At 73.7% G+C, this 12,905-nt stretch carries 6 protein-coding genes and 1 pseudogene; 3 read left to right on the top strand and 4 right to left on the bottom strand.

The annotated features are described in order from the left end of the window. Positions 1–223 precede the first annotated feature (223 nt). Together J8N05_RS30485 and J8N05_RS30480 are read right to left on the bottom strand one after the other, a co-directional pair. The gene (locus tag J8N05_RS30485; RefSeq protein ID WP_210888614.1) at positions 224–3,091 is read right to left on the bottom strand and encodes a helix-turn-helix transcriptional regulator; all 2,868 of its coding nucleotides are present in this window, start codon (positions 3,089–3,091) and stop codon (positions 224–226) included. Positions 3,092–3,245: 154 nt separating this feature from the next. Beyond that, positions 3,246–4,142, bottom strand: coding sequence for a helix-turn-helix transcriptional regulator (locus tag J8N05_RS30480; protein WP_210890500.1), 897 nt, complete (start codon positions 4,140–4,142; stop codon positions 3,246–3,248). A 143-nt stretch (positions 4,143–4,285) separates the two neighbouring features. On the opposite strand from J8N05_RS30480, the gene J8N05_RS30475 reads away from it, so the two are divergent. The 3 genes from J8N05_RS30475 to J8N05_RS30465 all read left to right on the top strand — a co-directional run bounded on the left by J8N05_RS30475 (position 4,286) and on the right by J8N05_RS30465 (position 11,222). Then, the gene (locus J8N05_RS30475; protein ID WP_210888612.1) at positions 4,286–6,031 is read left to right on the top strand and encodes an AMP-binding protein; all 1,746 of its coding nucleotides are present in this window, start codon (positions 4,286–4,288) and stop codon (positions 6,029–6,031) included. Positions 6,032–6,051: 20 nt separating this feature from the next. Then, entirely contained in the window at positions 6,052–7,692 is a 1,641-nt protein-coding gene (locus J8N05_RS30470; protein ID WP_210890499.1) for an AMP-binding protein, read from the top strand. A gap of 464 nt (positions 7,693–8,156) precedes the next feature. Beyond that, positions 8,157–11,222 (top strand): NACHT domain-containing protein, encoded by a 3,066-nt coding sequence (locus J8N05_RS30465; RefSeq protein ID WP_210888610.1) that lies wholly within the window; start codon positions 8,157–8,159, stop codon positions 11,220–11,222. Positions 11,223–11,254: 32 nt separating this feature from the next. Here J8N05_RS30465 and J8N05_RS30460 read toward each other — a convergent pair whose 3' ends face one another. Next, on the bottom strand, positions 11,255–11,782 hold the full coding sequence (locus J8N05_RS30460; RefSeq protein ID WP_247706562.1) for a GNAT family N-acetyltransferase: 528 nt from the start codon (positions 11,780–11,782) through the stop codon (positions 11,255–11,257). A gap of 38 nt (positions 11,783–11,820) precedes the next feature. Further along, positions 11,821–12,204: pseudogene (locus tag J8N05_RS48210) on the bottom strand (hypothetical protein); the annotation flags it as partial. Positions 12,205–12,905 lie beyond the last annotated feature (701 nt).

The following is a 12,905-nucleotide window of genomic DNA, read 5'->3' as shown; positions in this document are numbered from 1 at the left end:
CGGCCTGCGGGGTGGGTCAACGGTAGGAGTGGGGCGGGGGTGTTCCCAATGAGGGAACTCCCTCGGGCGGTGACCGAGGGATAACCCTCGGTCACGTTCGCCCCGGGCCGGGCGTTGTGTGCCGACTGCGGGCCCGGTGGGGGCCGGCCGCGCCGTTCCCCGCGCCCCTAAAAGCCAAAAGATTGCGCCGTTCCCCGCGCCCCTGAAAAGTTGCGCGGCGAGCTCACTCCCCCCGGTGCTGCCCCGCAGCCAAGCGCACGATGTCCACCCGTGAGCGGATGCCCAGCTTTCGGTAGACGCGGGTCAGCGTGGCCTCGACCGTCTTCACGCTGATGAACAGGCGCGCGGCGATCTCGCGGTTCGTGGCGCCCTCCAGGACCAGCGCCGCGACCTGGCGTTCCGTCGAGGCCAGCCGGTCGAGATGCGGCAGCACCGACTCGGGGGCGGCCGGGGCGGAGACGCCGGGGGAGGCCGCGGCGGGGGCGGAGTCGGCCGCGGCGACCGCGTCCAGCTGGCGCAGCCACGGCATCGCCCGGCAGCGCCGGAACAGCCGCGCCGCCTCGTCGTACGAGCCCCGCCCCGACTGCTCCGCGCGCAGCCGTGCCAGCGCGAACGCGGCCCGGGCCTCTTCGAGTCCGTAGCCCAGTTGCGCCAGCCGGTCCTGAGCAGACGTCAACTGCTGTGCCGCCGCCTCGTGTCGCCCGGTCGCGGCCTTCACCAACGCCTCGGCCCGGTCCAGCACGGCCAGCACGCTCGCCCGCCGCAGCCGTACCGCGTGCTCGCGCGTGGCGGTGATGACGTCCTGCGCCTCCGCCGGTTCGCCGACCAGGACCAGTGCCTCGGCGAGGTCGCCGTGCCAGCGGCCCCGCGCCGGATCGGAGATGCCGAGCCGCTGTTCCGACTCCCGGGCCCGGCGCAGCGAGCGGACCGTGCCGGCCGCGTCCCCGGCCACCAGCTGGGCGTGCCCGAGCGCGCCCAGGGCCCGCGAGAGGTAGATCAGGTCGCCGTCGTCCTCGGCCCGCCGCACCGCGTCCCCGGCCAGGACCAGTGCCCGGTGCACATCGCCGCCCGCGGCCTCGGCGAGCGAGGTGAACATGTTGCCCGCGGCCTCGCCGATCCCGGTGTCCCGGGCGAGCCGCAGACTCTCGTGGGCGAGGTCGAGCGCCCGGCCGCAGTGCCCGGAACGCAGTTCGGTCTCCGCGAGCCCGCGCAGGAAGTGCACCTCGCTCTCGACGATGCCGCGCCTGCGCACCTCGCCGAGCAGCCGGGTGATCGAGACCCGGGCGTCCGTGAGCTGGTCGCTCATGATCAGCCAGCGGAAGCGGGTGGCGCCGGCTCCGTTGTGGTCGACGGCCACCCGCAGGTCCTGCGGTTCCGCGAGGGCCTTCTCCAGGGTCGCCGGGGCCGCGGGGTGCCCCATCAGGGTCTCCATCTGGGCCTGGAAGGACAGGGCCAGCAGTTCGGTGCTCCGGTCGCCCGCGGTGGCCGCCAGCCGCGCCGCGCGGGCGGCCTCCTCGCGGCCCTTGTCCATCGCGCCCTCCACGAGGAGCGCCCGCCACGCCAGTTGGTAGCGGACCAGCGCCAGCAGCCGCGGGTCCTCGCCCGCGTCCGCGAGGGCCTGCGGGAACACCGCTTCGACGTCGGCCATCGCCTGCCCGGCCGCGTCGATCACGACCATCCAGGCGCGGACCCGGACGGCCGGGTCCGTCGCGCGTTCCAGGACGTCTCGGGCCACCTCGCGGGCGAGGTCGATCTCGCCGGAGGTCAGCGCGTCCTCGGCGGACCGCAGCCGCCGCTCGTCGGCGCCGACGCGGCTGCCGGCCGGGGTGTGCCGGGCGGCGAGCAGTCCGAGCTGGGCCGCCACCGAGGGCGCGCCGCGGTCCCGGGCCAGGGCGGCGGCCTCGGAGAGCCGTTCGGCGACCTGTTCGTCGGTGCCGGTGGTGGCCAGCGCGAGATGCCGGGCCCGCTCGATCGGCTCGGAGGCGGCCGTCGACAGGGCGGCATGGGCGGCCCGCCGTTCCTGGGGTGTCGCCTGGGCGTACAGCGCGGCCGAGACGAGGGGGTGCGCGAACCGCACGGCGCCCTCCTGCCCGTCCGGGCCGTTGCCGTCCGGACCCTGGGCCGCCACCAGTCCGAGGGAGGCGGCCAGCGCGATCTCGGCCTCCGCGTCCGGACGGCCCGCGGACTCCAGCAGCGACTGGGTGGGGCGGGCTCCGGCGCTCGCCACCAGGAGCGTCTGCCGGGCCTCGGCGGACAGCAGTTCCAGACGGCTGAGCACGAGGGCGCGCAGCGAGGTCGGCACCGGCAGCGGCTCGCCGGGCCGGGGCGGCGTCGGACTCTCGGCGAGGGCCCGGCCGATCTCCAGCGCGAAGAGCGGGTTGCCGCCGCTGGTGTGATGGATGTCCCGCTGGGTCGAGCGGCGCAGCCCGGTGTATCCGCGGGCGGTCAGCAGCTCGGAGGTCTGCGGCCGGGACAGCGGGGTCAGCCGCAGGGCCAGCGTCTCCGGCGGATACGCGCGTAGATACGGGTCGTGCTCCTGCTCCTTCGGTTCCGTTCCGGTGCGCACCGCGCCGAGCATCCGCACCGGCATACCGCCGAGGCGCCGGGCGGCGAAGGCGAGCAGCTCGGCGCTGGGCGCGTCCAGCCACTGCAGATCGTCGGCGACGAGGAGGACGGGCCCCTTGGCCGCCAGGGCGCGCAACACCGAGAGGACGGCGAGCCGCAGCGCCAGGCCGTCCTGGTGCAGGGACGATTCCGCGCGCCCGGTGAGGGCCGCTTCGAGCGCGGCCTGCTGCGGGGCGGGCAGTGCGTCGGCGACCTCGTCGGCGACCAGACCGAGCAGATCGACCAGTGCCAGGAACGGGAGATGCGATTCGGACTCGGTGGCGGAGCAGCGCAACACAGTCCGGGCCGATTCGGCGTATTCCGCAGTGATTGCCCGCAGGACGGTCGACTTTCCTATTCCGGGCGGACCGTGCAAGAGGAGGCTGCCCCCTCGGGAGAGCTGGCCGCGTGCTCGTCCGAGCAGCTCCTCCCGCCCGATGACCTGGTCGGAACGGGGTCTGACAGGCTCTTCGAAATCCCGTCGCACGCGCACCGCTCCCCTCAAGTCGTGTCCGGAACAATCTTATGCAAAGAGCCCCTGAATTTCGGGGGGTTCGACCGTGAGGGAAATAACAGAGATTCGGTATACGGGATTTCATGGCACCCGCACATGTATGAAACACACGGAGTGGTACGGACCTTCACGGCAGCAGCCCCGCCCGCCGCGCCGCCACCACGGCCTCCAGCCGCGTATGGGCCCCCAGCTTGCGCATCGCCGACCGCAGATACGCCTTCACGGTCTCCGCGCGCAGCCCCAGCCGCTCCCCGGCCCCCGCGTTGGTCGTACCGACGGCCACACAGCTGAGAACGTCCAGCTCACGCGGGGTGAGCCGGATCTGCTCCGCTGTCCGGAGCGATCCCGCCGACCGGTCCGGGCCCGGCGGCTGCGCCGGTCCGGACGGCCGTGCCCGTCCCGGCGAGGCCGCCAGCGTCTCGCAGACCGAGAGCAGCTCGGCCCGCAGCGCCGGGTCCATGACCCGCGGGGCCAGCGCGCGCAGCGCACCGTGCGCCTCCCGGAGCCGCTCCCAGGCCACGCCTTCCGCCCCCTGCGCCCCCGGGTTCCTCTGCGGCCCCCAGGGCACCCCGGGCTCCCGCGCCGCCGCCAGCAGGCCGTACGCCTCGTCGCGTACGGCCAGTGACTGCTCCATGTCCCGGGCGGCCTCCACCGCCGCGGACAGCGTGCGGTCGCCCAGGGGCTGGGCCGAGCGCAGGGCGCCGTACAGGACACCGCGCACCCGGCGGCGTACGACGACGGGGACCGCGAGGACGGAGCGCAGCCCCTCCGCGGCGACCGCGACGTCGTACTCGTGGCTGATCCGCCGGGACGAGGAGTAGTCCGTCACCGCGCACGGCCGGACGAGAGCGACCGCCTTCCCGCCGAGCCCGTTGCCCGAGGACACCGCGAGCGCGCTCAGCGCGGCCGTCGTCGTGCCGTTCAGCTCGCTGATGCGGACCTGCGCGCGGCCCGGTTCGACCAGCCCGCCGAAGGCGACGGCGAGCCCCGTCTCCCGCCGCAGCCGCATCAGCGCGCCGCGCATCTCCACCGCATCGGCGCCGCCAGTTGCCACGTGCTCGTCCCTTCACCGTCACGGACCCCCCGTCCGGGGGTAGTGAGACCCGCATCACGGATTACACGATGGGGGAGAGCCACCCGGCAATGGTCCGGGACCGAGGAGGACTGATGACGACGCCGCCGACGACGCCGGCCCACTCCACGCCCACGGAGCCCACGGAGAGCTTCCGCGCGGCGCGGGACTTCCTGCTGGCGCACCGCGAGGACTACAGCACGGCCTACGAGGGTTTCTCCTGGCCCCGTCCCGAGTACTTCAACTGGGCACTCGACTGGTTCGACGTCATCGCGGCCGGCAACTACCGGACCGCGCTGCACATCGTCGAGGAGGACGGCTGCGAGATCGAGCTGTCCTTCGCCGAGCTGTCCATGCGCTCCGACCGGGCCGCCGGCTGGCTGCGCGAGCTGGGGGTCCGCGCCGGTGACCGCATCCTGGTCATGCTCGGCAACCAGGCCGAGCTGTGGGAGACCGCGCTGGCCGCGATGAAACTGCGTGCCGTGGTCATCCCCGCCACCCCGCTGCTGGGCCCGGCCGACCTGCGCGACCGGGTCGAACGGGGCCGTGTCCGGCACGTCGTCGTGCGCGCCGAGGACACGGCCAAGTTCGACGAGGTGCCCGGCGACTACACACGTATCGCGGTGGGAGCGGTCGGGGCTGTGGAGGCGGTGGGAGCCCACGGTGCTGGACGTGCGGGCTGGCACGCCTACGACGAGGTCCATGCGCGCGCCTTCGAGCCGTTCACGCCGGACGGCCCCACCCGGGCCGACGACCCTCTGATGCTGTACTTCACGTCGGGCACCACCGCCCGCCCCAAACTCGTCGAGCACACCCATGTCTCGTACCCGGTCGGCCACCTCGCGACCATGTACTGGATCGGCCTCAAGCCCGGTGACGTGCATCTGAACATCGCCTCGCCCGGCTGGGCCAAGCACGCCTGGTCGAACCTCTTCGCCCCCTGGAACGCGGAGGCGACCGTCTTCATCCACAACTACACGCGCTTCGACCCGGGCCGGCTGATGGCGGAGATCGAGCGGGTCGGGGTGACGACGTTCTGCGCGCCGCCCACCGTGTGGCGCATGCTCATCCAGGCCGACCTGAGCCGGCTGCGGACGCCCCCGCGCGAGGTCGTCGCCGCCGGTGAACCGCTCAACCCCGAGGTCATCGAGCAGGTGCGCAGGGCCTGGGGCGTCACGATCAGGGACGGCTTCGGGCAGACCGAGACGGCCGTCCAGGTGTCCAACAGCCCAGGTCAGACACTGAAGACGGGGTCGATGGGACGGCCGAGCCCCGGCTACCGCGTCGAACTGCTCGACCCGGTGACCGGCGCCCCGGGCGCGGCCGAGGGCGAGATCGCACTCGACCTGTCCGTGCGGCCGGTGGGCGTCATGACCGGCTACCACGGCGACCCCGACCGCACGGCCGAGGCGATGGCGGACGGCTACTACCGCACCGGTGACGTCGGCTCGCGCGACGCCGACGGCTATGTCACTTATGTGGGACGGTCGGACGACGTTTTCAAGGCAAGTGACTACAAGATCAGCCCCTTCGAGCTGGAGAGCGCGCTCCTGGAGCACGAGGCCGTCGCCGAGGCCGCCGTCGTGCCCGCGCCGGACGACCTGCGGCTCGCGGTCCCCAAGGCGTACATCGTGCCGGCGGAGGGCTGGGAGCCGGGCCCCGACACCGCGAAGGTGCTCTTCGAGCACTCGCGCACGGTCCTCGCCCCGTACAAGCGCATCCGCAGGCTGGAGTTCGGCGAGCTGCCCAAGACGGTGTCCGGGAAGATCCGGCGCATCGAGCTGCGCGAGGCCACGGCGGCGGGTTCCGACGCCGAGTACCGCGAGGAGGACTTCCGATGACCGATCCGACGACCGCCCCGATGACTGCCCCGACGACCGAACGGACGCCCACGCAGCTGTCGTACGCGCACGGGGTGAGCGGCACCGGACTGCTCGGGGACACGATCGGGGCCGACCTCGAACGGGCGGTGAGCCGTTGGCCGGACCGCGAGGTGCTCGTCGACCTGCCCTCGGGACGGCGCTGGACGTACGCCCGGTTCGCCGCGGACGTCGACCGGCTGGCGTGCGCGCTGCTCGCGAGCGGCGTGGCCAAGGGCGACCGGGTGGGCATCTGGGCGGTCAACTGCCCCGAATGGATGCTCGTCCAGTACGCCACCGCCCGCATCGGCGCGGTCATGGTGAACATCAACCCCGCCTACCGCACCCACGAGGTCGAGTACGTCCTCAAGCAGGCGGGCATCTCACTGCTGTTCGCCTCGCTCAGCCACAAGACGAGCGACTACCGGGCGATGGTCGGCCAAGTGCGCGGCGCGTGCCCGGAGTTGCGGGAAACCGTGTACATCGGGGACCCGACCTGGGACGCGCTGCTCGACCGCGCCACCCCGGAACTCCATGAACAACTCCCCCTCCTCGCACGGGAGTTGTCCTGCGACGACCCGATCAACATCCAGTACACCTCGGGCACGACCGGGTTCCCCAAGGGCGCGACCCTCTCCCACCACAACATCCTCAACAACGGCTATTTCGTGGGGGAGTCGATCGCCTACACCGAACGGGACCGTATCTGCGTGCCGGTGCCCTTCTATCACTGCTTCGGCATGGTGATGGGCAACCTCGCGGCCACCTCGCACGGCGCGTGCATCGTCATTCCGGCGCCGTCCTTCGAGCCCGCGGCGACGCTCCGGGCGGTGCAGGAGGAGTACTGCACCTCGCTGTACGGCGTACCGACGATGTTCATCGCGGAGCTGAACCTCCCGGAGTTCGCGCAGTACGACCTCTCCTCCCTGCGGACCGGCATCATGGCGGGCTCGCCCTGTCCGGTGGAGGTGATGAAACGGGTGGTCTCCGAGATGCACATGGCGGAGGTCTCCATCTGCTACGGCATGACCGAGACCTCGCCCGTGTCCCTCCAGACGCGCCGGGACGACGACCTGGAGCACCGCACCGGCACGGTCGGGCGCGTCCTGCCGCACATCGAGGTCAAGGTGGTCGACCCGGCGACCGGCGTGACACTGCCGCGGGGCTCCGCGGGCGAGCTGTGCACCCGGGGCTACAGCGTGATGCTCGGTTACTGGGAGGAGCCCGAGGAGACCGCCGAGGCCGTCGACGCGGGGCGCTGGATGCACACCGGGGACCTGGCGGTGATGCTCGACGACGGATACGTACAGATCGTCGGCCGGATCAAGGACATGATCATCCGGGGCGGCGAGAACATCTACCCGCGCGAGATCGAGGAGTTCCTGTACGCGCACCCGAAGATCGCCGACGTACAGGTGGTCGGCGTGGCGCACGAGCGGTACGGCGAGGAGGTACTGGCCTGCGTCATCCCACGCGACCCCGCCGATCCGCCGACCCTGGCGGAACTGCGCGCCTTCTGCGAGAACCGCCTGGCCCACTACAAGGCACCCACCCGCCTGCGCATCATGGACGCGTTCCCGATGACGGTCTCGGGAAAGGTACGCAAGATCGAACTCCGCGAGCAGTACACCCCTCAGGACTAGCCCCGTAAGGGGCGCGAGGAACGGCGCGAGCAACCACGACGCTCCCGCACGCACAAACCCACGCAGCCCCCACCCCCTAAGGGGCGCGAGGAACGGCGCGACCAGCCACGACGCTCCCGCACGCACAAACCCACGCAGCCCCCTGCCCCCTGAGGGGCGCGGGGAACTGCGCGACCAGCCACAGCGAACCCGCACCCGCAACACCCCGCCCACAACACCCCCACCCCCAACGCCCCCACCCCTGGGAGAGGGGCCGGGGCCGCCGCCCATGCCCACCGCCTATGCCCCTGACCCCTGCACCGGACGGTGCCCCACGCTCCTACCCGCCCCCCGAACACCCCCACGCGCTCACTCACACGTGTCTCGAACAGCCAATTCGCCGACGCGATGAGGACTAAAACGGGTCACTCCGGCGGTCGCGCGACCGCGACGTTCGGCGGGGCAGCGGTGGGGGAGCGGTGGGGATGCGAGTCGGACTGCACAGTGCGCAGGCGCGCAGACGCATGTGGTTCGCCGTATGCGCGGTGGCACTCGCGGCACTGGCCGCGATCCTGCGCTTCTGGTGGCAGGACTCCGCCACCGCCGGCGTCCTGCTGACGGCCCTCGGCGCCTTCATGTCGGTCGCCGCGCTGATGGCCGACGTACTGCGCGGCGACACCACCGCGCGCCCGGACGGCGACGGCGCTCACCGGCGCCGGGCCGTCGAGGCGCTCGCGGAGGCCGTACGGGAGCAGTGGGCCGCCGAGGCACGGCTGCGGCGCCTCCAGGACCCCGCGCCGCTGGAGGTGGACTGGACCCTCGCGGACCGCCGCCTGGCCGACCATCCGTACAACATCCCGCCCGGCACGGTGCTGCCCCGCCCCCGCGCGGGCGGCGTCACCCCGGGCACCCCGGATCCGGGCACCCCGCAGCCGGGCACCCCCGATCCGGCCGCCCCGGATCCGGCCGCCGCACCGCCGGGCCCGCGCGTCGTGGTCCTGGGCGAGCCCGGATCGGGCAAGAGCGTGCTGGCCATGCGGTACGTCCTCGACCGCCTCGCGGCCCGCGAGGAGGGCGGACCGGTCCCGGTGATCTTCCCGCTCGCCTCGTGGGACCCCCTGCGCGCGTCGCTGCGCGACTGGCTCGCGGTCCGGCTCGCCGCCGACTACCGGCCGCTGGCCGCGCAGGCCGACGACCGGCGCACCCTGGCCCGCGTCCTGGTCGACATGGGCCTGGTGGCACCGGTCCTCGACGGCTTCGACGAACTGCCCCGCGCCGCCCGCGCGACGGCCGTACGCCGGATCAACGCCGAACTCGATCCGGGCGCACCCTTGCTGCTGACCAGCCGCGGCGACGCCTGGGCCGCCGCGGTGGAGGAGGGCGACGTACTCACCGGGGCCGAGGTGGTGGAGCTGCGGCCCCTGGACCTCGTACGGGCCGGGGTGCATCTGGAGCGTTCGGCGCGGCCGTTGCGCGTGACGGCGGACGGCGTCCCGCACACCGTGTGGACGCCGGTGCTGCGGAAACTGGCGGAGCGGCCCGACCTGCCGCTGGCCCAGGCACTCACCACACCGCTGATGGTCGCCCTGGCCCGCACCGTCTACGGCGACACCTCCCGCGACCCCGCGCCGCTGCTCGACCCACGGCGCTTCCCCACGGTGGCGGCGGTCGAGGGGCACCTCCTGGAGGCGTTCGTACCGGCCGCGTTCGCGGACGCCGGGCCGCGGGCCGCCGCCGACGCCACCCGCCGGCTCACCGTGCTGGCCCGCGGGCTGCACCGCCGTGGCACGGGCCGGCTGGCCTGGTGGGAGCTGGAGTCGCTGGTGCCGCGGACCCTCGCCCTGTACGCGCCGGGCCTGCTGGCCCTCGCCGTGCTGTCCTTGTTCCTGCTGCCGGTCACCCTGGCCCGCGCGGTCGACGACCTGGCCGGACTTGAGGACGTGCTGTCCCTGGTCGCCCTGCTCGTCGGCCAGACCCTGGGGTTCGCGTTCGGGGTCCGCTACCTGCTGCCGTCCGGGCGGCGGGGACGACCGGGGACACCTGGTCCTGACCGCGGCTTCCGGCGACGGCAGGCGCTGGTCACCACCGGGGTGAGCGCGCTGATGTGGGCGGGGTACGCGTACTTCGACGATCTGCGCTTCGGGTTCCGCTTCGGCGGGGTCAGCGACGGCTGGATGCCGGATCTGCTCGGCGGATTCCTGTTCTCGCAGCTGTTCACCCTGTTCCTCGGCATCGCGGGGCTCTCCCGCCGGCCGATCCCGCTCGGGCTGCCCTGGAGCGGGGCCATGAGCCGGGTGGCGGCCCGGCTGGGCGGGGCTGGGCTGGCGGCGGCCGGAACCGTCACGGCGGGCGTGGCCCTGCTGGGCCGGGAAGGCAACCCGTGGACCGTGCTGCTCGGCACCACCTGCGCGGCGGCGGGCACCGCCCTGATGGCGAGCGCGACGAACCGGGGCGGCCAGGACGGGGCGCACACCCCGCGTGCCGGGCGGATCGCCCGCCGGTTCGTGACGGGCGCGGTCCGGGGCACCGCCGCGGCGATGCTGATCGGGGTCGCCTCCTGCACGGCGGGCGGGTTCGCGGCGGTGGGCGTGACCGCGCTCAAGTCCCGCACGGCGGCGGACCTGAGGGACCGGGAGATCGACGGCTGGTACTTCTCCGAACGGGCCGGAGTGCGCAGCGCCGTCACGGAACGGACCCTGCGGGGCGGTCTGCTGCTGCCCGGGGACGGCGCCCGCCCGGTGGCCTTCGCCGGGAGGACCCGGCCGCCGAACTGCACGATGCCCCTGCTGCCCGGGCGCCGCTGCGTGGACTTCGTGTCACGGCGGACGGTCTTCGAATCGCGGCACGGTGACGTCGTCGCGCTCATCACCCCGGGCGCCGGCCCCGGCACGACGGCGGTCCATCCGACGAACCTGCGGTCGGTCCTGCCGGACGCGGGCCGGGACTGGCTGACCCAGGGACCCGCGGCGGGCGTGGTGGCCCGCGATCTGCCCCAGATCCTGGTCTCGGGCCTGCTGATCGGAGTGGTGGGCGGCTGTGTGTGCGGGGTCTACCGCGCGCTCAGTGTGCCCTCGGACCTGATGCGCGCGGCGAGCCCCGGTCTCTCGCTGCGCACCGACCGGACCGCGTCCCTGACCCGGGGCGGGATGGTCGCCCTGCTCGTGGCCCTCGTCTGTGTGCCCGTCGTGGCGACGCCCGGCGACTGGGGCGGCCTGGTGCACCTGGGTACGCAACTGTGGCTGCCGCTGGGCACGGCGGCGCTGGCGTTGAGCGCCTGGGGCCGTTTCCTGGTCGCGCGCAGCTGGCTGGCGGCGACCGGTCAACTGCCGTGGCGGCTGATGGCGTTCCTGGACGAGGCACACCAGCGGGGCGTGCTGCGCCAGTCGGGGGCGGGGTTCGAGTTCCGCCACCTGCGGTTACAGGCACAGCTCGCCACCGGACCGACGGCGGACGTGGTGGCGGCCCGGTCCCCGGGATCCAGGAGGCTCCCGGGCCCGCCCGACGCCCCGGACATGGACGAGGGCTTCGACATCCACCACCGCACGTCCTAGGGGGTGTCCGCACTCGGGACGGGGCGGCACCTCTAGGCGTGCCGCCCCGGCTGCTCCATCGGCAGATACATGCACACCCGGGGGCGGCGGTCGAGGCCCTGCTCGGCCTCCCCGGCGAGGACTCTCCGCAGCCCCGGGGTGAGGTCGGCGTCCGGCAGGACACGGAAGCCGAGCCGCTCGTAGTAGGGCGCGTTCCAGGGGACCTCGGCGAAGGTGGTGAGCGTGAGTCCGGTCAGCCCCTGCTCCAGCGCGCGCTCGGCGGCGTACGCGATCAGGGTCCGGCCCACGCCCTGGTGCGCGGCGTCCGGGTGGACGGAGACCTGCTCGATGTGGAAGGCGCCGTCCAGGGGCTCACCGATCAGGTACGCGACGAGCCGGCCCGTGGCGTCCTCGGCGACCCAGGCGTGGCCCGCCTTGCGGAAACGCTCCAGGACGTCGAGCGCGGGCGGCTCGTCGTCGGCGATCTCCGGCATGCCGAAGATACGGAAGGGCTCGCCCGCGGCACGTTCGATGTCCTGGAGCAGCGGGAGGTCGGCGGAAGTGGCCGCTCTGACGGTCATGGGGTCAAGTATGCGACTGCTTCGGCGAGTTGGTGCGATCACGCGCCGGTCGCGACGAGGTCGTCGGCGAGGCTGTTCGCCGGCTGCGGGGTGCCGGTGAGGTCCAGTACGAACAGGGGGACGCCCAGCGAGTCGGCGCGGGCGCGGGCGTCCTTCTCGTAACCGGCCAGCGAGAAGTAGACGCAGCCGGACGACTCCGTCATCGCCGTCAGCCACAGGCACTCCACGTCCCGCAGGGAGGCCGGGCGCACGGTCGGGTCGACCAGGGCGACCATCCCGCGGGCCGCGAGCCCTATGCCGGAGGGTGGCCGCTGGTCGGCCCGCCGTATGTCCCGGTACCCGAGCCAGCGCAGATACAGCGCGGCGGCGGTCACCGCGTCCCGGGCCGTCCGGATGGTCACCGGCTGGAACGCGGGGCGGGGTGCCGGTTCCGTACGGGGGAGGGGAAGCGAGACGGCGGCGGGCAGCCGCTGGGGGCGTGCCCGCGGCTTCCCGCCCGGCCCCCGCGCCGCCCCTCCGGGCGCGGCTTCCGGGGGCACGCCACTGCCGGAACCCTCGCTGCCCTGGCCACCCTCGCTGCCCTCGCCATCCGGGCTGCCCGGGTCACCCGGCTGGATGGGTCCGTCCGAGCCGTCCGGGTCCTCCGCGCCGGAGGCACGTGCCTCGTCGGCGAACCCCGTACACGCGTCGGCTCCGTCGAGTCCCGTCCCGTCGGGGTCGGGGTCGGGGTCGGGGTCGGGGTCGGGGTCGGGGCCAGCGGGGTCGGCGTGGGCGAGGCCGGTGGTGGCCGGCCCGGACCCCGCCACCGGTACCCGCAGCACCGTCCCGCACGGGCAGCCGAGTTCCGGTCGGGGCCACTGGTCCGCGCGTCCGCAGGTGCCGCAGGGGATCGTCACCCAGCCCTCGTCCCAGGTGTGGTGGGTGATGGACTCGGGGGCCGCCCCCGAGTCCAGCGCGGGAGTGACCGGCGCACCGCACGCGCACGGGTACGTCGGCGCCGCATAGACATGCTCGCGCCGACAGGCCGGACATGTCACCGGCACGCTCTCGGCCATGACTCTCTCCAGAACACGTGACACCGAACCGCAGGGGAGCTGCTTCTCCATCGTCCTCCGGAACGTCG

Origin of the sequence: Streptomyces liliiviolaceus (assembly GCF_018070025.1) — a bacterium.
GTDB classification, from domain to species: Bacteria; Actinomycetota; Actinomycetes; order Streptomycetales; family Streptomycetaceae; genus Streptomyces; species Streptomyces liliiviolaceus.
This window is presented reverse-complemented; position numbering and strand designations above follow the sequence as displayed.